This window comes from Streptomyces sp. NPDC047117, assembly GCF_040643545.1.
GTDB lineage: Bacteria > Actinomycetota > Actinomycetes > Streptomycetales > Streptomycetaceae > Streptomyces.
In genome coordinates, this window is record NZ_JBEYUN010000001.1 from 459,658 (window position 1) to 478,764 (window position 19,107).

17 protein-coding genes and 1 pseudogene are annotated in these 19,107 nt (G+C 71.4%); 5 read left to right on the top strand and 13 right to left on the bottom strand.

Annotation, left to right across the window (positions count from 1 at the left end):
• Window positions 1–52: 52 nt before the first annotated feature.
• Window positions 53–928, bottom strand: a complete 876-nt coding sequence (locus ABZ840_RS02170) for a LysR substrate-binding domain-containing protein (RefSeq protein WP_361551778.1) — start codon at window positions 926–928, stop codon at window positions 53–55.
• Between the two features lie 212 nt (window positions 929–1,140).
• Between ABZ840_RS02170 and ABZ840_RS02175 the strand changes: the two genes are divergently transcribed.
• From ABZ840_RS02175 to ABZ840_RS02185, 3 genes are all read left to right on the top strand, one after another.
• Entirely contained in the window at window positions 1,141–2,313 is a 1,173-nt protein-coding gene (locus ABZ840_RS02175) for a mandelate racemase/muconate lactonizing enzyme family protein (RefSeq protein ID WP_361551781.1), read from the top strand.
• A 263-nt stretch (window positions 2,314–2,576) separates the two neighbouring features.
• Window positions 2,577–3,518 (top strand): 5-dehydro-4-deoxyglucarate dehydratase, encoded by a 942-nt coding sequence (gene kdgD / locus ABZ840_RS02180; RefSeq protein ID WP_361551784.1) that lies wholly within the window; start codon window positions 2,577–2,579, stop codon window positions 3,516–3,518.
• A 39-nt stretch (window positions 3,519–3,557) separates the two neighbouring features.
• Window positions 3,558–5,162 carry an aldehyde dehydrogenase (NADP(+)) gene (locus ABZ840_RS02185; RefSeq protein WP_361551787.1) on the top strand — a complete coding sequence of 535 codons (1,605 nt, stop codon included), beginning with the start codon at window positions 3,558–3,560 and terminating at the stop codon, window positions 5,160–5,162.
• A 13-nt stretch (window positions 5,163–5,175) separates the two neighbouring features.
• Here the strand turns inward: ABZ840_RS02185 and ABZ840_RS02190 are convergent, their stop codons facing one another.
• The 11 genes and pseudogenes from ABZ840_RS02190 to ABZ840_RS02240 all read right to left on the bottom strand — a co-directional run bounded on the left by ABZ840_RS02190 (window position 5,176) and on the right by ABZ840_RS02240 (window position 13,830).
• Window positions 5,176–6,258, bottom strand: coding sequence for a ferritin-like protein (locus ABZ840_RS02190; RefSeq protein ID WP_361551790.1), 1,083 nt, complete (start codon window positions 6,256–6,258; stop codon window positions 5,176–5,178).
• The gene (locus ABZ840_RS02195) at window positions 6,255–6,716 is read right to left on the bottom strand and encodes an SRPBCC family protein (protein ID WP_361551793.1); all 462 of its coding nucleotides are present in this window, start codon (window positions 6,714–6,716) and stop codon (window positions 6,255–6,257) included. The genes ABZ840_RS02190 and ABZ840_RS02195 overlap by 4 nt, the downstream gene beginning before the upstream one ends.
• Window positions 6,716–6,979: an acyl carrier protein gene (locus ABZ840_RS02200; RefSeq protein WP_361551795.1), complete on the bottom strand. Its 264-nt coding sequence runs from the start codon at window positions 6,977–6,979 to the stop codon at window positions 6,716–6,718. The genes ABZ840_RS02195 and ABZ840_RS02200 overlap by 1 nt, the downstream gene beginning before the upstream one ends.
• Before the next feature lie 44 nt (window positions 6,980–7,023).
• Window positions 7,024–8,283 carry a ketosynthase chain-length factor gene (locus tag ABZ840_RS02205; protein ID WP_361551798.1) on the bottom strand — a complete coding sequence of 420 codons (1,260 nt, stop codon included), beginning with the start codon at window positions 8,281–8,283 and terminating at the stop codon, window positions 7,024–7,026.
• The gene (locus ABZ840_RS02210; protein ID WP_361551801.1) at window positions 8,280–9,560 is read right to left on the bottom strand and encodes a beta-ketoacyl-[acyl-carrier-protein] synthase family protein; all 1,281 of its coding nucleotides are present in this window, start codon (window positions 9,558–9,560) and stop codon (window positions 8,280–8,282) included. Before ABZ840_RS02210 ends, ABZ840_RS02205 begins: the two co-directional genes overlap by 4 nt.
• Window positions 9,557–9,946, bottom strand: a complete 390-nt coding sequence (locus ABZ840_RS02215) for a cupin domain-containing protein (protein ID WP_361552378.1) — start codon at window positions 9,944–9,946, stop codon at window positions 9,557–9,559. Before ABZ840_RS02215 ends, ABZ840_RS02210 begins: the two co-directional genes overlap by 4 nt.
• A gap of 75 nt (window positions 9,947–10,021) precedes the next feature.
• A pseudogene (locus ABZ840_RS02220) lies at window positions 10,022–10,339 on the bottom strand (TcmI family type II polyketide cyclase); the annotation flags it as partial.
• Window positions 10,340–10,458: 119 nt separating this feature from the next.
• Window positions 10,459–11,022, bottom strand: a complete 564-nt coding sequence (locus tag ABZ840_RS02225; protein ID WP_361551804.1) for a class I SAM-dependent methyltransferase — start codon at window positions 11,020–11,022, stop codon at window positions 10,459–10,461.
• A 58-nt stretch (window positions 11,023–11,080) separates the two neighbouring features.
• Complete coding sequence (locus tag ABZ840_RS02230; protein ID WP_361551807.1) at window positions 11,081–11,881, bottom strand: hypothetical protein; 801 nt, start codon at window positions 11,879–11,881, stop codon at window positions 11,081–11,083.
• A gap of 286 nt (window positions 11,882–12,167) precedes the next feature.
• The gene (locus ABZ840_RS02235) at window positions 12,168–12,455 is read right to left on the bottom strand and encodes a hypothetical protein (protein ID WP_361551810.1); all 288 of its coding nucleotides are present in this window, start codon (window positions 12,453–12,455) and stop codon (window positions 12,168–12,170) included.
• 7 nt (window positions 12,456–12,462) lie between these two features.
• On the bottom strand, window positions 12,463–13,830 hold the full coding sequence (locus ABZ840_RS02240; protein WP_361551813.1) for a S8 family serine peptidase: 1,368 nt from the start codon (window positions 13,828–13,830) through the stop codon (window positions 12,463–12,465).
• A gap of 238 nt (window positions 13,831–14,068) precedes the next feature.
• On the opposite strand from ABZ840_RS02240, the gene ABZ840_RS02245 reads away from it, so the two are divergent.
• Entirely contained in the window at window positions 14,069–14,503 is a 435-nt protein-coding gene (locus ABZ840_RS02245; protein ID WP_361551816.1) for a VOC family protein, read from the top strand.
• Between the two features lie 17 nt (window positions 14,504–14,520).
• On the opposite strand, the gene ABZ840_RS02250 is transcribed toward ABZ840_RS02245, so the two are convergent.
• Window positions 14,521–17,634 carry a BTAD domain-containing putative transcriptional regulator gene (locus tag ABZ840_RS02250; protein ID WP_361551819.1) on the bottom strand — a complete coding sequence of 1,038 codons (3,114 nt, stop codon included), beginning with the start codon at window positions 17,632–17,634 and terminating at the stop codon, window positions 14,521–14,523.
• A 284-nt stretch (window positions 17,635–17,918) separates the two neighbouring features.
• Between ABZ840_RS02250 and ABZ840_RS02255 the strand changes: the two genes are divergently transcribed.
• Window positions 17,919–19,100 carry a catalase family protein gene (locus ABZ840_RS02255; protein WP_361551822.1) on the top strand — a complete coding sequence of 394 codons (1,182 nt, stop codon included), beginning with the start codon at window positions 17,919–17,921 and terminating at the stop codon, window positions 19,098–19,100.
• Window positions 19,101–19,107 lie beyond the last annotated feature (7 nt).

Here is a 19,107-nt window from a genome sequence, read left to right on the forward strand (position 1 = left end):
CCTGGTGGGACGGTGTCTCACAGGTCCGGCGCCGAGGGGCCCGGGGCATCGCTCACAGGTGCCGGAGGAGCGCGTGCAGGGCCGGGTTGTCGTTGGCCTTCCGCCATACCAGGTGCAGTTCGACGGGGGCGGGGTCGGGCAGTTCCAGGGGCCGGAAGGTGATGCCCGAGAAGCGCATCTGCGCGGCGGCCTCGGGGACGAAGGCGATGCCCCAGCCCGCGTTGACCATCGCCAGGAGGCTGTGGACCTGGCTGAGGTACTGGGTGAAGCGCGGGGTGACGCGGGCGGCCCGGAAGATGCTGACCAGCAGTTCGTGGAAGTAGCGGGCTTCCACCGGGGAGTACATCAGGACGTCCTGTCCGTCGGACTCGCTGATGCGCAGCGGGCCGTCCGTCGCGCCGAGCGGATGGTCGCGGGGTACGGCGGCCAGCAGGCCTTCGCGGATGGCGGGGCGGGTCGCCAGGTCGGGGCTCGTGCTGGAGGGGCGGATCATGCCGAGGTCGAGCGAGCCCTCGGTGATCGCTTCGAGCTGGTCGCGGGTCACCTTCTCCCGCAGCACTATCTCGGTGCGCGGCATGGTGGAGCGGGCGACGTCGAGCAGTGTGCCGAGCGCGGAGTAGGCGCTCGCCGCGGTGAAACCGATGGCGATGGCTCCGGCCTGTCCGGCGGAGACCTGCTTGGCGGAGAGGGTGGCCGCCTCCGCCTGGCGCAGGATGTTGCGGGCTTCGTTGAGGAAGGCGCGGCCGGCGGGTGTGAGGCGTACGGTGCGGTTGGTGCGGTCCAGCAGCTGTACGCCCAATTCGTGCTCCAGCAGCTGTATCTGGCGGCTGAGCGGAGGCTGGGTCATGCGGAGGCGTTCGGCGGCTCTGGTGAAGTGCAGTTCCTCGGCCACCGCGACAAAGCTCACCAACTGCACGAGTGTGAACACCGATACCCTCCAGGTATTGGATCATCCAAAAACTGTGTTGGACGTGGATCAATCGCTGACCCTAGCGTCAGGAAAAACCCGCGGCGAGCCGCCCCTCCCCTGCCGGCGCCCGGCCAGGAGAGGGCCGCTGCCCGTGCCTCTGGGGCCCGGCGGCCACCACGGCCGGGCGCATCCGCAGCCACCCACGACCCCAGGGACATGAAGTGGTGACCATGACGCACACAGCCACCTCCGCAGCCGGCCGTCACGGCGAAGCGACGCTCGACACCATCGCCTGGATCGAACTCTCCTCGGTCACCCTGCCGCTGACCACACCGATCAGCGACGCCAAGGTGCTGACCGGGCGGCAGAAGCCGATGACCGAAGTGGCTTTCCTGTTCGTGGAGATCGAGACCGAGCAGGGGCACCGGGGCATCGGCTTCAGCTACTCCAAGCGCGCCGGCGGCCCGGCCCAGTACGCCCACGCCAAGGAGATCGCCGACGAGCTGATCGGCGAGGACCCGAGCGACATCGGCAAGCTGTGGACCAAGCTCGTGTGGGCCGGCGCTTCGGTGGGGCGCAGCGGAGTCGCCACGCAGGCCATCGCCGCCATGGACGTCGCCCTGTGGGACCTGAAGGCCAAGCGGGCCGGGCTCCCGCTGGCCAAGCTGCTGGGCGCGCACCGTGACTCGGTGCGCTGCTACAACACCTCCGGCGGGTTCCTGCACACCCCCACCGAGCAGGTCCTCGACAACGCCACCGCCTCGCTGGCCAGCGGTATCGGCGGCATCAAGATCAAGGTCGGGCACCCGGACGGCAAGCAGGACCTGCGCCGCCTGACCGCCGTACGCGAGCACATCGGGGACGACGTGCCCCTGATGGTCGACGCCAATCAGCAGTGGGACCGCCCCACCGCACAGCGCATGGGGCGGGCCATGGAGGACTTCGGCCTGGTCTGGATCGAGGAGCCGCTGGACGCGTACGACACGCAGGGGCACGCCGCCCTCGCGGCCTCGCTGGACACCCCGGTCGCCACCGGCGAGATGCTGGCCGGCGTCGCCGAGCACTACGAACTGATCCGCCTGAACGCCACCGACGTCATCCAGCCCGACGCACCGCGCATCGGGGGCATCACCCAGTTCCTCAAGCTCGCCGCGCTCGCCGAGCACCACCACCTCCAGCTGGCCCCGCACTTCGCCATGGAGATCCACCTCCACCTCGCCGCCGCGTACCCCATCGAGCCGTGGGTGGAGCACTTCGACTGGCTGGAGCCGCTGTTCAACGAGCGCCTGACGATCAGCGACGGACGGATGCACGTACCCGCGCGCCCCGGACTGGGCATCACCCTCAGCGAGCAGGCACGCGCCTGGACGCAGGCCACCCATGAAGTGGGCAAGCGCCCCTGAACCACCGCACCGACCGACCGCCGGCACCTCGTCGCCGGTGCACACCCGCCCGGCGCGGGCCCCGCTGGCCTGGACAGCGCGGGGCCCGCGCCGTCGTCGTTCGGGGAAGTCCCGGCCGTTCGCGGCCGCCGACGATGCGCGCAGGGTATTGATGAATGCCAAAACGGTGTTGGACCGGCATGACTCGGGGCTCGTAGCGTCGGTACCAGCACCACGCTCGCGGCACGGCCGCGGTTCTCACCACCTCACAGCGGAGTTCACGGATGACGTCCTTCAGCCCGTCCTTCAGCCCGTCAGAGCTCGGCCGGCGCATCGGCTCGGGCCTGCTCTCCTTCCCCGTCACCCACTTCAAGGCCGACGACCTCTCCTTCGACGAGGGCGCCTACCGCGCCAACATCGAGCGGCTGGCCACGTACGAGGTCGGCGGCCTCTTCGCGGCGGGCGGGACCGGTGAGTTCTTCTCCCTGACCGCCGCCGAGACGGAACAGGTGGTGACCGCGGCGGTCAGGGCGGCCCCCGAGGGCACGCCCATCCTCGCCCCGGCCGGTTACGGCACCCGTACGGCCGTGGAGTACGCCGAGGCCGCCGAACGGGCCGGAGCCGACGGCATCCTGCTGTTCCCGCCCTATCTGACCGAGGCCGGGCAGGAGGGGCTCGCCCAGCACGTGGCGGCCGTCTGCCGCGCGACTTCCCTCGGTGTCATCGTCTACGGCCGCGCCAACGCCACCTACACCGCCGACACCCTCGCCCGCCTCGCCGACACCTGCCCCAACCTCATCGGCTACAAGGACGGCACGGGCGACATCGACGCCATGACCCGCATCTACACCCGGCTCGGCGACCGCCTCACCTACGTCGGCGGCCTGCCCACCGCCGAGACCTACGCCCTGCCCTACCTCGAACTCGGCGTCACCACCTACTCGTCGGCCATCTTCAACTTCCTCCCCGGCTTCGCCCTGGAGTTCTACGACGCCGTCCGCGCCCGCCGGCACGACACCGTCCGCACCCTGCTCAAGGACTTCGTCCTCCCCTACACCGAGATCCGCAACCGGCAGGCCGGGTACGCGGTCAGCATCGTCAAGGCCGGCATGACCGCGACCGGCCACAGTGCCGGACCCGTACGGCCCCCGCTGACCGACCTCACGCAGAGCGAACTCGCCGAACTCACCGAGCTGATCGGGAAGCTGCCGGCCACCGCCGCCTGACGCACCCTCACTCGCCCCGTACAGAAGGACGAACTCCAGGTGACCGCAACACCCGCCCACGCACCCGAAGATCTGCCGCAGGGAACGATGTTCCTCGGCGCCGAGACCGTCACCGGTACCGGCATCCGCTCGCGCGACCCCCGCACCGGCGACGAGCTCGACCCCGCCTACCCCACCGCCTCCCCCGACGACATCGCCCGGGCCTGCCGGCTCGCCGACGAGGCCTTCGACGCCTACCGCGCCACGGACCCCGCGCAACGCGCCCGGTTCCTGGAGCGCATCGCCCACCACCTGACCCTGGCGGGCGACGCCCTCGTCGAACGCGCCGAGCTCGAAACCGGGCTCTCGGCCGCCCGCCTCGCCGGAGAGGTGGTCCGCACCACCGGCCAGCTCCGCATGTTCGCGGCCGTCCTCGGCGAGGGCAGCTGGCACGGTGCCCGCATCGACCCCGCCCAGCCGGACCGCCGCCCCCAGCCACGCCCCGACATCCGGCAGCGCCGCATCCCGCTCGGGCCCGTCGCCGTCTTCGGCGCCAGCAACTTCCCGCTCGCCTTCTCCGTCCTCGGCGGCGACACCGCCTCGGCGCTGGCCGCCGGCTGCCCCGTCGTCGTCAAGGCCCACGAGGCCCACCTCGGCACCTCCGAGCTGGCCGCCCGCGCGATCCGCGCCGCCATCACCGACACCGGTATGCCCGAGGGGGTCTTCTCCCTCCTCGTCGGTGCGGGACACGACACCGGCACCCGGCTGGTGACCGACCCCCGCATCCAGGCCGTCGGCTTCACCGGCTCCCGCGCGGCGGGCAGCGCCCTGGTACGGGCCGCCGCCGGGCGCCGCCACCCCATTCCGGTGTACGCCGAGATGAGCAGCATCAACCCCGTCGTCCTCATGCCCGGCGCGCTCGCGGCACGCCCGCACGCACTCGCCGACGCCTTCACCGAGTCCCTCCTGCTGGGCGCGGGCCAGTTCTGCACCAACCCGGGGCTGGTGATCGCCATCGAGGGTGAAGGGTTCGACGCCTTCGCGGCGCAGGCAGCGGGCAACGTCGAAGCCAACGACGGTGCCACCATGCTCACCCCGCACATCGCGGAGTCCTACCGCAAGGGCACCGAGGCGGTCGGCGACCACCCCGGCGTGCGGGTCCTGGCCCGCGGTGGCCTGCCCGCCACCGCCGGTGCCGGGCAGGCCGTGCTCATGTCGGTCGACGGCGACGACTTCTGTGCCGACCCCGACCTCCAGCACGAGATGTTCGGTGCCGCCTCGCTGCTGGTCCGCTGCCGCGACCTGCGGCACGTCGCCGATGTCGTCCGTGCCCTGGAGGGCCAGCTCACCGCCACCGTGCACACCGCCGACACGGACCTCGACGACGCCCGTACGCTGCTGCCGCTCCTCGAACGCCGGGCCGGCCGCGTCCTGTTCAACGGCTGGCCCACCGGCGTCGAGGTCGGCCACGCCATGGTCCACGGCGGTCCCCACCCCGCCACCTCCGACGCCCGCACCACCTCCGTCGGCTCCCTGGCCATCGACCGCTTCCTGCGCCCGGTCGCCTACCAGAACCTCCCCGATCCCCTCCTCCCCCCGCCCCTCCAGGACGACAACCCGTACACCATCCCCCGTCGCATCGACGGCACCCTCACACTGGGCTGACGGGACCACGGGGTCAGGGCCGCCGGTTCGTGTAGCGGAATTCCGGGCCGTAGGTGGCTTCGGGGTCGGCGGGCTGCGGGATGCGCATCAGGGTGCGTGCCAACGCGCGCATGCTGGTCATGGCGCCGACCGCACCCCGCAGCGTGGCCAGCCGCCTGCCCTCCTCCGGCGTGCGCCAGGCCGCCTCGAAGGCGCGGAGCATCTCGCTGAAGTAGGCATTGAACTCGTCGAGCAGCACGGCGACCGCCTCGGGGAGCCGGGAGACGGCTCCCGGGGCGTTCGCCCAGCCACCGGGCGGCACCCTGCCCATGGGGTACACCGGGGGAATGACGACGGGTGCCCCCGAGAATTCCCACGTGCCGGTGCGGTTCTCCAGCTTCCGGCCCCGGCAGATCTCCAGGAAGGCGTAGTAGTGGGCCGGCTCCCCGGCGTGCAGGGGGTACGGATTGAGCGGCGAGGCCGAGGTGCCCTCACCCTGCTCCCTGATGATGGTGAGCGCCTCGTCCGCCGCCTCCCACGTGCGGAGGGGTTTGATCTCGTTCCCCTTCCCGTGCACGGTCTGGAGGGGCCATTTCAGCTGGTACCCCTTGTCGCCGACCAGGTGCCGGTTCGCGCTCAGGACGCGTTGCACCTTGTCGTAGAAGGCACCGATCGAGGAGTAGCCCTCCTCTTGGGCGGAGACGACCGGGTGGTCGGTCTTCTCGATCGCCGCGAACAGGCCGGCGGCTTCCCTGTCGAGCTTGCTCAGGTGGACGGTCAGGCCGCGGTTCACACCGCCGGGTAACGGGCCCGGGTACGTGGGCAGTTGCTCCGGGTCGGTCAGCACGGGCGTGCCTCCGATGGCACTCAGCAGGTTGCCGGCCAGCCCGAAGTGCGACATCTCGTCGAACATCACTTCCTGGACGGTGTCGTGCACGTCCGTCGTGGACTGCGCGTCCTTGATCGACCAGACGGCACAGGCGTACGGGGGAATGGTGGCCAGCTCCAGCATGAGCGCTGTCTGCAGCGCGTCCTTCAACCACTGCTCCCCGCACTTCTCGTCGTCCACCCGCATGAGTTCGACGACGGCGTTGCTCCGGTGGGCGAGGTACGTCACGGCACGGTCCTTCCGCTGCGCGCCTCGATCTTTTCTTTGATCAGCTGCATCTGGGTCGCGGTGTTGCGGTTGAGCCGGTCGGTCATCTGGGCGTCCTCCAGCGGCGCGCCCGGTTTCATCGCGAAGTCCTGGACCCAGCGCATCCGTACGCCGCCGGGGTGCTGCGCGTACGTCCAGCGGATGTTCATGTACATGAAGGCGCCGGTCTCCACGCGGTGGGCCGATACCGTGCGGTTCGCCGCATCGGTGGTGCGCCGGGAGACCCAGCTCCAGATGGTGCCCGTCTCGTCCGGGTGCAGCGTGAGCCGGAAGGTGACGGTGTCCCCGTCCCGGTCCAGGATCTCGGCCGCGGCGTACTCGCTGAACAGCCGGGGCCAGGCGGCCACGTCGTTGGTCATGGACCACACCAGGTCCATCGGCGCGTCGATGACGATCGCGTTGTCCGTGTGCCCCGCCATCAGACCTCCACCTCCGCGAGTCGCGAGACGACGTACGTGACAGCCTCGCGCAGCGTCATGGTGTGCGCCAGATCGCCGTCGGGGATCGTGATCCCGTACTCCCGCTCGATCCGGCTGGACAGTTCCAGCACTGCGAGCGAGTCGTAGTCCAGGTCGGTGAACCGCTGGTCGGCGAAGTCCTCCCCCTGCATGTGGACGTCGTCGTTGACTCCAGCGGCCTCGTAGAGGATGCGCTTCAGATCGTTGACGGTGAACTCAGCCATGGCCGGTTGCCTTTCGGTAGGTTCGGTGGGATCCGTCGGTTCGGTCAGGTCTCGGGGCAGGTGCGGTTGCCGGCGCCCACCACCAGTGCGGAGGTGAAGCCGCCGTGGCCGCGGGCCAGCACCAGCGCGGTGCGCGGTCCGATGCGCCGCGGCCGGTCCACGACGAGGTCGATCGCGTACTCCGGGGCGGACCGGTCGAGGCCGGGGGTGTGCGGCACCACTCCCGCGCTCAGGGCGAGCAGGGCGGTCGCGACGTCCAGGGCCGCGCCGCCGTAGAGCCGGCCGGTGAGCGCCTTCGGCGCGGCCACGGGCACGCCGCCGGCGCCGAACACCTCGTGGAGTGCCCGGGCCTCGGCCCGGTCGCGCACCGGTACGCCCGAGGCATCGGCGAAGACCGCACCGATGTCCTCCGGGCCGAGGCGCGCGTCAGTGAGGGCGCGCCGGATGACCGACGCGAGTACCGGCGGCCGCCCGGAGTCGGCCGGCGGGTCGAACCCGGCGGCGTGGCCGAGGAGTTCGCCGTAGTGTTCCGCACCCCGGGCGCGTGCGGACGCGGCGGTCTCGACCACCAGGAACGCACCGCCCTCGCCCGGTACGAATCCCGACGCAGCGGCGTCGAAGGGCAGGTACGCGCACGCCGGGTCGTCCGCGGTGGACAGCTCGCCGGTCATCGTCTGCGCGACCAGGCCGTACGGGCTGAGCGAGGCATCGGTACCACCGCTGAGCACCAGCTCGGAACCGGTGTCCAGGAGCCGCCGGGACTGTCCGAGCGCGTCCAGGCCGCCGGCCTGCTCGCAGCAGAGCACCCCGCACGGGCCGCGCATGCCGTGCCGGATGGAGACCTGGCCGGTGGTGGCCGCGTAGAACCAGGCGATGGACTGGTAGGCGCCCACCCAGGACGGCCCCTGCTGGTACAGCCGCTCCATCTCGCGCTGGCCGAACTCGGTGCCGCCGGAGGAGCTGGCGGTGACCACCGCCATCGCGTACTCGGGCAGCGCCCGCGGGTCCACGGCCGCGTCGTCCAGCGCCTCCTCGGCCGCGGCCAGTGCGAAGTGTGTGAACCGGTCGGTCTGCGGGACGAGCCGGCCGGGCACCCGTTCCCCGGCCTCGAAGCCCGGCACTTCACCTGCCACTCGCACCGGATAGCCGGCGGGGTCGAACCGGGTGATACGGCCCAGGCCGCTCTTCCCGGCGAGGACCGACTCCCAGTGCCGGCGCGCGCCGATGCCGGTGGGGGCGACGACGCCCAGACCGGTGACCACGGCCGTGCCGCGGTGGCCGGTACGGATTCCGGATGCGCTCATGCGGCCTCTCCCTTGCTGTCCAGGTCGTACCGGCCGAGCACCATGGCGCTCTGGAAGCCGCCGAACCCACTGCCGACGGTGAGCACCCGGTCCATCCGGTGCGCGCGTGCCGTGACCGGTACGTAGTCCAGGTCGCACTCCGGGTCGGCCGCGGCGAGGTTGGCGGTCGGCGGGACGGTCTGGTGACGCAGTGCGAGCGCGCACGCGGCGATCTCCAGCGAGCCGATCGCGCCGAGCGAATGCCCGATCATCGACTTGATGGAGCTGACGGGCACTTCGTACGCGTGCGGGCCGAGGCTGCGTTTGAAGGCGGCGGTCTCGTGCCGGTCGTTCTGCTTGGTGCCGGAACCGTGGGCGTTGATGTAGTCGATGTCGTCCGGGTCCAGCCGGGCCCGGTCCAGGGCGACGCGGATGGCCTCCGCCATCTCGCGGCCGTCCGGCTTCAGGCCGGTCATGTGGAAGGCGTTGCTGCGGCCCGCGAACCCGAGCACCTCGGCGTAGACCGTGGCACCCCGGCGCCTGGCGGCTGCCGCCTCCTCGATGACCAGTACGGCGGCGCCCTCGCCCAGTACGAAGCCGTCACGGCGGCCGTCGAAGGGCCGGGAGGCGTGCGCGGGGTCGTCATTGTTGGGCGTGGTGGCTTTGATGGCGTCGAAGCAGGCGGAGGTGATGGGTGAGAGCGGGGCATCGGTGGCACCGGCCAGCACGATGTCGGCGCTGCCCTCCTCGATGAGCTGGACACCGTGCCCGACCGCGTCGATACCGGAGGTGCAGCCGGTGGAGACCAGCGCCACCGGCCCCTCGGCCCGTGCCTGCCACGCCACCTCGACGGCAAGGGTGCTGGGCACCATGTAGCCGTACAGGTGCGGCACTCCGTAGGAGTGGTCGACCAGCCAGTTCCGGCCGCCGTCGGACAGTACGGCGTACTCCTCCTCCAGGCCCGTCGTGCAGCCGACCGCGCTGCCGATGCTGACGCCGACCCGGCCGGGGTCGGCGGCGGGCAGCTCGATGCCGCTGTCCGCGACCGCCTCGCGCGCGGCGACGACCGCGAACTGCGCGGCCCGGTCCATCCGTCGCGCCTCCTTCGGGGAGAGACCGGCCGCGGCGGGATCGAAGTCGCATTCGGCCGCGACGCGGGAGCGGAAGCCGGTGGCGTCGAAGAGGCTGATGGGGCGGGTGGCGGTACGTCCCGCGGCGAGCAGGTCCCAGTAGGCGTCCCGGCCGTGGGCACCGGGCGCCACCACGCCGACGCCGGTGAGCACCGCGCGCCGCGTCATCGCACACCGCCGACGTCCGGGTTCCCCGCCTCGGCGTGCAGAGGGCTTTCGGTGTCCACATGGCCGAGTTCGGGGCGCGGCGCGAGCGGGGACAGGTGGAAGACGGCCTTCGCGGGCACGTTTCCGGTGTTGACCAGGCGATGGCGTACGCCGATCGGCACGAGAAGCGAGTCGCCGGGCAGGAGGGGTGTCGGGCGTCCGTCCAGGGTGATCTCCACCTCGCCCTGGACGAGGTGGAGGAACTCCTCGGAGTACGGGTGGTAGTGCTCGGTGACGTGTTCCCCCGCCGCCAGGTGCAGCACTCCACCGAAGCCGGAGGTGCAGCCGGCCGTCTTCGGGCTCAGCGTCACCCGGATGTCGCCGCCGCGTTTGGTGTTGGCCGGCACATCGGCCGAGGAGACCTTGTACGCCTGCCGAGGCTGCCCGTGTGCCCGGGTGCTCTCGGCCTGCGTCCAGGAGTAGAAGGGCACCGCCAGGGCGTCCTTCCGGTCCCGCGAGTCGGGGTCGAACGGCGAAAGGAAATGACTCAGGCGGGAATTGACCTCCTGGAAAAGGGGGTGGCTGCGCGCCTTGTCCAGGTTCGGCGCGAAGTCCTGGTCCGACTCCGCGAGGTGGAAGTACAGGCCGTGGAAGGTGAACAGCGTCCTCCTGGTGACGCCCACCAGGTGCGGCAGCTCGGTGTTATCGGAATCGGCGAATATTGCGCGCACGCTCTCGGCGCTCGCGGGGTCCATCTTCGCTACGGTCAGCGTTCGGTACATGGCGGTCTCCCGGTTCATGGGTCGTGTCCTCGTTCGTGCCGGCCGGAGCCGGGAGTGGTTCGAGGCAATCGAGCAGCGAGCCGTAAATCATGTCCAGTTCGACGACCCGGAGATTCGTCGAGCGAGCCGGGCCGAGATCAGAGCGCACGGACGGCCACCTCCACCCCTCCTTCGATGGGCAGGGAGAGCGAGACATAGCCGTCGTCGTGGCGGAGGAAGCGGGCCAGCGATTCCCCGGGCGGAGGATCGCCGGACGGCGGATCGCCGTGTGCCTGGCCGCCCAGGGCCACGATCAGCGCCCCGGGCAGCAGCCTGGGTTCGACCGCCTGGAATACCGGCAGGTATTCCTCGCCGGGGCAGCCGAGCACCAGCAGGTCGACCGGGCCGGGTAACCGTCGTAATACGTGCCGGATGTCGCCGTGCAGGACGTCGGCGTACCTCGCGACGCCCGCCGCTCCGAGCGTGCCGGACACGTCCTGTGCCTGCTCGGCGTCGGGCGCACAGCCCACGACCCGGCCGCTTCCGTTGTCGCGGAGCGCGGTGGCGATGGACGCCGTCCTGCGCACCGCGGCCGGCCCGCACGCGACCACAGCGGTGGCGCCGGTGGCCAGCACGAGTTGCCGCAGCAGTATGTCCGTCGATTCCTGGCCCGCCTGCGCGGGGGGAACGGCTGCCGGGCGGTCGGCGAATTCTTCGGGCATGCGCTTCACATCAGTTCTGTGCACTGCGGAGCCTTCCGTACGTAGGGCGCTATTGCTGTCAGGCGCAACTGACCGCGAGGGCCTGCTCGAATTCGCAGAGCTCCAAGTGGCTCAGCACCGCGCCCGCCATCTGCGGAGAGTCGAGGATGCCGAGGTGGCCGCCCCCGCCGAGGCTGAGGGAATCGGCGTGCCGGCCGTCCGTCGCGCTGGACAGCGGGACCACACGATCGGTGGGTGAGCCGATGAGGGACCAGCGGACCCGGCCGCTCGAATACATCGCGGGCAGATCGCGGAGGAATTCCGAATTCACCCGCATCTGCTGGGCGGCCGGGCCGACCCCCGCGGAGGCGAGCGGGCAACCGCGGTGCGGTGTCGCGATGGTGGTGACACTGATCGGATCGCCGGTCAGGCCAAGGCGCTGCACGGCGTACCGTACGACCAGTCCGCCCATGCTGTATCCGATGAGATGGACACCCGGTGTCCCGGCGGCCCGGGTGGCGGCGGACACCTGCACGGCCAGCGCCTCGGCGATCTCCGGAATGCCCGCGCGCAATGAGTCGTAGGGAAAGCAGACGGTGTTCCGGAAACCGCTCTCGTGCAGCCGGGGCAACAGGGCGTCCCAGCAGCCCAGCGGGGAGAGGTACCCCGAGACCAGGACGACCGGGCTGGCACTGTCCTGCGCCGGGCGCGGCAGGCCGGCCGGGCGGGGAAATTCGGGACGCCGGGTGGCGAAGGGCTGCCTGGGCGTTGCTTTCCTCAGCGTGCGGAAAGCGGTCGTCAGGGCGACCAGGGTCGCCTCGGTGGGAACGAGCGCAGCGGCACGCGCGCGCCCTTCCGGGGCGGTCACATTGATTCGCATCTCACCGGCCTCTGGGTTCCTGTCCGACGTCTGCTGTCCGCCGGGGAGGACCACGCCGCTCCGGCGCCTTTCGGCGCGGACCCGGAGAGCAGTCCCCCCGCTGCCCTCCGGGAGCTTCCGCGGCGGCGACTTCATCGTGCTCCCGGGCGTTGCAGGGCTCGTTGCAGTCCTCACTGCAGCGCGAACGGGGTTGCGGGCAGGGGTGGTTGAGGCATGTGAAGACAGACAGACGAGAAACAGGGGTGTCACGCGTCGCGCGACGGAGGTGTGCCGGAAGAGGGGCTCGTCAGCCCGCTGTGCCGCCGTCGTCCGTGTCGTCCGGGCGGTCCGGGCCGAAGGGCTCGATCCTGGGGTTCGCGTAGGGGCCCTGCGTGCCGGACGTTCCCGCGATCCGCGAGCCGGCCTCCTCGGTCACCATGAGGACGAAGAGGTTGCGGGCAGGGTCGACGGACACCAGGCCGTACGCGGAGTCGACCTCGTCGTCACGCAGCCCGAGCCGCCGCTGGGCACCCTGGAGTGTGGTGCCCGGCGGCAGCGTCACGGTGACGAGGACGGTACGGCCTCCGGGAGCCATGGGCCTCCTATGCGCGGGCGTTGTGCTTACTGCGTTGGCGCAGTGCTTCCACGATCGCCGCGGTGTTGATGATGCCGTAGCCGTGGTCGAAGTCGAAGCCGGCGACACCCGCGTCGTTGGCGGTGCGGCGCAGCAGGGTGCGCATCCTGGCGGGCGGGAGTTCCTGGGGCGACAGCCTCGTGCGGACGGCCGCGACGACGCCCGCGGCGACCGGGCAGGCGGCCGAGGTGCCGGAGTCGGGGTTGTCGGGCCCGAACGCCTGTGAACCCGCGAAGTGGGTGCAGGTGGCGATGTCGGGCTTGCGCTGACTGAGCCGGCCCGGGCCCTGGGAGGAGTAGCCGACCCGCGCTCCCCGGGTGTCGATGCCGGCCACCGACAGCACCCGGGGGTGCGAGTTGGCGCCGTTGATGGGCCGGTCGGGGAATCCGCACCGGGCGTCGGGACAGTCACGGCCGCAGTTGCCCGCGGCGAACAGGATGTCGGCGCCGGCGTTCTCCAGGGCGGCCACCGCGAGGTTGAAGGGGTGGGCACGGTTGTCGGAGTAGTTGCCCGGATGCCCCGGCGGGAAGTCCCACCGCGGGCTGTACGAGCCCCAGCTGTTGCTGACGACCAGCCCGGTGCGCTGTTCGGGCGGGACCGCCTCCAGCAGTGACCTCAGGTGTGCGTAGGCGGCGATGGCGTCGGAGAGCAGCCCTTCCATGACCGTGCTCCCCTGCCGGGTGGAACCGAGTACGGGGAGGTCGAGGAGGGCGATCCGCCGGGCGACGATCAGGGCGTCGAAGGCGCACATCGTGCCGTGGCGCACGGGGAAGCGGCCGAAGGCCTCGCCGACCCCGGCGGGCTTCCAGCTCCGCTCTGCGTCGATCTCCACGGCGTTCCCCAGCACCTTCCCCAGGTGTTCGACGTTGATGCCGGTGTCGACGACGGCGAGCGTGACGCCCCGGCCGTCGAGCCCTTCGCCCTTGAGGTCGTCGGTGACGGCATGCTCGACGTCGTGCCAGTCCCCGACGGGGGCGCCGCCGCAGGTCGGAGTGGTCTCGACGACGGGGTCGGCGGAGATCCCGACGATGTCGGGACGTGCGGTGGCGAGCATGGCCAGCCGGCCGGCGACGTCGTAGTCCTGGATCTCACCGCGGACCAGGACGCTGGCGTCCTCGGGGGCCATGGAGAACACGAGCGGCTGCTCCAGCGACAGCGGATCACCGCCGGGCGTGGCCGGCTTCGGCTGCGGAACGGGAACCGGCGCGAAGCCGGTGTCCAGGGCGAGGCCGGGAATCGGCCCGGCAACGTCCGCGGCCGGCGGAGTGGCGACATGAGGATCGATGACGGCTGCCATGACATCGCGTTCGGGCCGCATCTGAAAGATGACTCGCATGCTTCCCCCCAGCGCGGAAGCCTCGTGCAGTTGAATGCCGGAGAGAATCCCGGCGGTATCGACCGGAGACCTGCGCGCCCGGGAGCGATCGGCGCAGGGCCACAGTGCAATATTTTCTACAACTCCGAGAATTCTCCATCGTATTGCCGGGTGTACCGCCCTTCCATACGCACAAGGGCGTAGCACTTTTCGGTGCGATCGGCCCTTTGTGCGACAGCACCCCTGCTATGGTGCGCCGATGTCAACGATCAGGCAGTTCCAAGTCACCTTCGACTGCGCGGAACCCGAGCGTCTCGCTCGCTTCTGGTGCGAGGTGTTGGGATACGTCGTACCGCCGCCTCCGGAGGGATTCGGCACATGGGACGAGTACAACCGCTCCCTGCCGCCCGAGCGGCGGGATGCAGGGTTCGTCTGCAGTGATCCCTCGGGTGTCGGCCCTCGGCTGTACTTCCAGCGCGTTCCCGAGGGCAAGGTCGTCAAGAATCGGGTACATCTCTGTGTGCGGGTCGGCACCGGGATGGTGGGTGACGAGCGCCTCGCCGCGCTGGAGGCCGAGTGCGCACGGCTGGTACCGCTCGGCGCGACACGCTTCCGGCTGCTGCCTGCCGACGAGGAGAACGAGTCGTGCCTCGTGATGCAGGACATCGAGGGCAACGAGTTCTGTCTCGACTGAGCATCCCCTGACCACCCTCAGAGGTGCGGAGCCGGGTCGGCCTCCTTGTCGACCAGGTCCTCGCGGTCGAGGGCGGCCAGCCGGGCGCGCACGGTGTCGGCCGCGGGGACGCCGAGGCCGGCGTACAGGTGCAGGGCGTGTTCCCAGTGCCGGCGGGCCTGCTGGAGGTCGCCGGCGGCGTGGTGGAGGGCGGCGATGCCCTCGTGCGCCCGGGCCTGCTCGAACCGTTCGCCGATCTCCACGGCCTTGGCCAGCGCCTCGGCGTGCCAGGCACGCGCCACGGCCGGTTCGCCACTCGCCCGCGTGGCTTCGCCGAGGCCGTTGAGCGCCTCGACCTCGCAGGCGCGGTAACCGGTCTGCCGGGCCAGTTCCAGGGCTCGGCAGTGCTGGTCGACGGCTTGCCGGTAGCGGCCCTGCCGGCAGTGGACCAGGCCCAGGTGGGTCAGTGTGTAGGACTGGCCGTCGCGGTTGCCGGTCCGCCGGAAGAGGTCCAGCGCCCGGGAGAGGTGGTCGATGGCCTGTTGGTGGCGCCGCTGCTCGCAGTGGTCCAGGCCCAGGTGGGTGAGCGCGTAGGCCTGGCCGTTCCCGTCGCCGAGCTGCTCGAAGAGGTCCAGCGACCGGCGGTGCTCGTCGACGGCCTTCTCGTACCGGCCCAGCCGCCAGTGGACCAGGCCGAGGAAGAGGAGGGCGTACGCCTGGCCGTACCGGTTGCCGGTCCGGCGGAAGAGGCCGAGGGCCCGGTCGTGGTGGTCGACGGCGCGCGGGTAGTGGCCCTGGCGCCAGTGGACCAGGCCGAGGTAGGTCAGGGCGGACGCCTGGCCGTCGCGGTTGCCGGTCTGCCGGAAGAGGTCCAGTGCTCTGCGGTGGTGGTCGACGGCCCGCGGGAAGTGGCCCTGGCGCCAGTAGACGTAGCCCAGGTGGGTCAGTACGTAGGCTTCGCCGTTGTGGTCGCCGTTGTGCCGGGCGGCGCGCTGGGCGTGCGTGTGGATGACCAGGCCGTCGGCGTAGTGCCCGCCGGTGTCCAGGTAGCGGAAGAGCGTGGTGGCCAGTTCCACGGCATGGCCGTCCCAGCCGTGGCCGGCGGCGTGGGCACAGACGGCGGCCAGGTTGGCGCGTTCGGCGTCCAGCCAGGCGCGCGCCGCCTCCGGTCCGTCGATCGGCGGTACGGGGGTGACCGGCGGGGCATGGGTGGGCAGCGGGCGCTGGTCCTCCCGGTGCTGGTGGAGCGTGGTCGTCGCGGTGGTGGCACTGGCCAGGTAGTGGTCGAAGAGGCGGGTCAGCGCGGCGTGTCGGTCGGCGGGCGGGTCGGTGGTGGCGGCCAGCTCGGCGGCGTAGGCGCGCAGCAGGTCGTGCATGGTGTACCGGTGGGGGCCGGTGGGCTGGATGAGGTGGGCGCGGGCCAGCCGGTCGAGCAGCAGGCCGGCCTGCTCGGAGGTGGTGCCGGTGAGCGCGGCGGTGGCATCGGTGTTCCAGTCGGGGCCGGGGTGCAGGGCCAGCAGGCGGAAGGCCCGGGCGGCCTCGCCGGGCAGGCGCTGGTAGGACCAGGAGAACACCGCGCGCACGTCGGCGCTGGGGTCTTCGTCGTCGTGGAGGAGGTCCAGCTGCCGCTCCCGGTCGGCCAGCTCGGCGGCCAGTTCGGCCAGGCTCTGATGGGGTCGGGCTGCGGCGAGCTCGGCGGTGAGACGCAACGCGAGGGGCAGCCGGCGGCACCGGTCCGCCAGTACGCCGGCGGCCCGGGGCTCGGCCGCCACCCGCTCCCCGATGAGCTGGTGCAGCAGGGCGTGGGCGTCCTCGGCGGGCAGCAGGTCGAGGTCGATGCGGTGGGCTCCGTGCAGGGCCACCAGACCCGGCAGGGCATCGCGGCTGGTCACCAGGGTCGGGCAGCCTGCGGTGCCGGGCAGCAGCGGCCTGATCTGCTCGGGGGTCGCGGCGTTGTCCAGGATGACGAGCATGCGGCGCCCGGCCAGTTCACTGCGGTACCGGGCGGACCGGTCGGCGACGTCCAGGGGGATGTCCTGGCCACGCAGTCCCAGGGCGGCCAGCATGCGGGCGAGCGCCTCCCCGGCGCTCATCGGCTGTTCGGGGTCGTAGCCGCGCAGGTTCACATACAACTGCCCGTCGGGAAAGGCCTGTCGTACCCGGTGTGCCCAGTGCACCGTGAGCGCGGTCTTGCCGACGCCCGGGGTACCGGTGACCAGGCAGATCACCGCGGCCGTCGAGTGCGGGTCCGGGCTCGTCAGCGCGTCCAGTTCCGCCAGTTGGCGCGTGCGGCCGGCGAAGCCCGCGACGTCGCCGGGCAGCAGGCACGGCACCGGACGCGGCGGGGACTGCTGCGGTGCGGGCGGCGTGAGGGCGGGGTCGGCGTTCAGTACCGCCTGTTCCAGCCGCTGGAGTTCGGGGCCGGGCTCGATGCCCAGCTCCTCGGCCAGCAACGTTCGCGTGGTGCGGTACGCCGCGAGCGCCTCCGCCTGGCGACCCGACCGGTACAGGGCCACCATCAGCCGCTCGCACAACCGCTCCCGCAGGGGGTGCTCGCGTACCAGCCCGGCCAGTTCGGCCACCACCGAGGCGTGCCGGCCCAGGGCCAGGTCGGCCTCGATGCGCTCCTCCAGCACGCTGAGCCGGTGCTCCTCCAACCGGTCCCGCTCGGCGTCCAGCAGCGGGCCGGTCAGGCCCTCGCACAGCCGGCCCCGCCACTGTCGTAACGCCGCGTGCAGCGCCTCCGCCGCCGTCCGCCAGTCACCCGCGGTCCGCGCCGCCCTGCCCCGCTCGATCTGCTCGTCGACGGTGTCCAGGTCCAGTGCGCCGGGCGGTACGGCCAGGACGTATCCGCTCTCGGTCCAGGTCAGCAGCCGGGACGGGGAACGGGCCGGCCGGTCCGGCTCCAGCACTCTGCGCAGCCCGGCGGCGTGCCGCTGCACCAGATTCACCGCGCGTCCCGGAGCCGCCGTGCCCCACACCGCGTCGATCAGCTTCTCCCGCGGCAGCGGCCGGTTCGCGTGCAGCAGCAGCACGGCGAGCACCACACGCTGCTGCACCGGCCCCGGATTCAGCTCCACTCCGTCCCGCCACACCCGCAGCGGGCCCAGTGCCTCGAAACGCAACTCCCCCGTTGTTCCGTGATCGCCCATTCTCGCCCTCCCCGCGTGGCAATCCCTCACAAGCTACCCCGGACAGCGCCATATGGACACCCAACGGCACCCATCGGCACGCAACGGACAGCCATCAGCGAGGGCCCGCCTCCCCCGTACCCCTCCGGCGGGCCCTGTGACCTCAGTCCGCACGCCGCCTCCGGGCCGCTTTTCGACCTGTCGCCAACGCTTCGCGCGTGAGTACGGTGGGTCCGGCAGAACGCCCGCCGGACGTGCGTGTTGTTCCGTTCCGGTCGGCCGCGGAGACGAAAGGCGGTCGGGTCATGTCACCGCAGTTCATCGCCTACACACCGGACGTGGAAAGCGTCGAACCGGACTTCGACGAGAACGTACGGAAGTTGATCGCGACGATGGAGCAGCACGTCACCGGCTCCATGACGTCCGACGGCAACGGCCGGGCGCTGCGCGAGGCGCACAGCAAGGGCTACGGACTGGTCCGGGGCGAAGTGGAGATCCTGGACGGGCTCCCCGCGGAGTACGCACAGGGCATCTACGCCACTCCGGGCAGGCACGACGCGCTGGTGCGGTTCTCCAACGGCTCCGCACGCCCCGGGCCCGACGACAAGTTGGGAGGCTCCGTAGGGCTGGCGTTGAAGATGTTCGGCATCGACGGTCCGACGCTGCTGGAGGACGAACCCGACAGCGGGACCTTCGACTGCACCACCATCAACGCGCCGGTGTTCTTCTGCAGCACTGTCCGGCACTACCTCTTCGTCCAGGAGCTCTTCCTCCGGGCAGGTGCCTACTTCGCGGAGGGGAGGCCGGGCCGGCGCCGTTTCTGCCGCGACTACGTGACCGGCATGGGGACGCTGGCGCCGGAGGAGTGGGCGTGGGAAGAGCTGCTCGCCTTCCTCGCCCTCGCCCAACGGCCCCTGGTGAACGTATTGCTGTCGACCTACACGACGATGGGCGCGGTCCGGCACGGCGACCATGTCGCCAAGGTGCGCCTCGCCCCCGATCCCATGTGTGCGGTCGCCGTGGCCGAGCGGTCCATGGACCCTGCCGCCAAGGGTGATTTCTTCCGGCCCGCGCTGGTGGCCGAACTGCGCGAGCGGCCCTACGCCTTCCGCATCCAGGTCCAGCTCTGTACCGGCCTGGACCGCATGCCGGTCGACGACCTCACGGTCGAATGGCCGGAGTGGCTGTCTCCGTACGTCACGGTGGCGAGGCTCCGCTTCCCCGCGCAGGACATCTCCGGCGCGGACAACCTGGAACGGATGGACGCCCTGTCCTTCACGCCCTGGCGGGTGACCGCTGCCCACCGGCCGCTGGGCAGCATCATGCGTGCCCGCAAGGAGGCCTACCGCCGCTCCTCCGTCCTGCGCCACCGGCTCAACCACCAGGAACGGCGCGAGCCGCGCACCGCGGACGAGGTGCTGCCGCTGAAGGCACCGGATCCGAGGACCACAACACCGAAGGTGTCCGGCCCCGCCACCGGTCCCTGACGCGTGA

What these genes read in the sequence shown, in the direction of transcription:
- ABZ840_RS02250 (WP_361551819.1), bottom strand. Translation starts at nt 17,634, where the DNA reads ATGGGCGATCACGGAACAACGGGGGAGTTGCGTTTCGAGGCACTGGGC.
- kdgD (WP_361551784.1), top strand. Translation starts at nt 2,577, where the DNA reads ATGACGTCCTTCAGCCCGTCCTTCAGCCCGTCAGAGCTCGGCCGGCGC.
- ABZ840_RS02210 (WP_361551801.1), bottom strand. Translation starts at nt 9,560, where the DNA reads ATGACGCGGCGCGCGGTGCTCACCGGCGTCGGCGTGGTGGCGCCCGGT.
- ABZ840_RS02235 (WP_361551810.1), bottom strand. Translation starts at nt 12,455, where the DNA reads ATGGCTCCCGGAGGCCGTACCGTCCTCGTCACCGTGACGCTGCCGCCG.
- ABZ840_RS02230 (WP_361551807.1), bottom strand. Translation starts at nt 11,881, where the DNA reads ATGCGAATCAATGTGACCGCCCCGGAAGGGCGCGCGCGTGCCGCTGCG.
- ABZ840_RS02195 (WP_361551793.1), bottom strand. Translation starts at nt 6,716, where the DNA reads ATGGCGGGGCACACGGACAACGCGATCGTCATCGACGCGCCGATGGAC.
- ABZ840_RS02225 (WP_361551804.1), bottom strand. Translation starts at nt 11,022, where the DNA reads ATGCCCGAAGAATTCGCCGACCGCCCGGCAGCCGTTCCCCCCGCGCAG.
- ABZ840_RS02245 (WP_361551816.1), top strand. Translation starts at nt 14,069, where the DNA reads ATGTCAACGATCAGGCAGTTCCAAGTCACCTTCGACTGCGCGGAACCC.
- ABZ840_RS02255 (WP_361551822.1), top strand. Translation starts at nt 17,919, where the DNA reads ATGTCACCGCAGTTCATCGCCTACACACCGGACGTGGAAAGCGTCGAA.
- ABZ840_RS02205 (WP_361551798.1), bottom strand. Translation starts at nt 8,283, where the DNA reads ATGAGCGCATCCGGAATCCGTACCGGCCACCGCGGCACGGCCGTGGTC.
- ABZ840_RS02175 (WP_361551781.1), top strand. Translation starts at nt 1,141, where the DNA reads ATGACGCACACAGCCACCTCCGCAGCCGGCCGTCACGGCGAAGCGACG.
- ABZ840_RS02200 (WP_361551795.1), bottom strand. Translation starts at nt 6,979, where the DNA reads ATGGCTGAGTTCACCGTCAACGATCTGAAGCGCATCCTCTACGAGGCC.
- ABZ840_RS02240 (WP_361551813.1), bottom strand. Translation starts at nt 13,830, where the DNA reads ATGCGAGTCATCTTTCAGATGCGGCCCGAACGCGATGTCATGGCAGCC.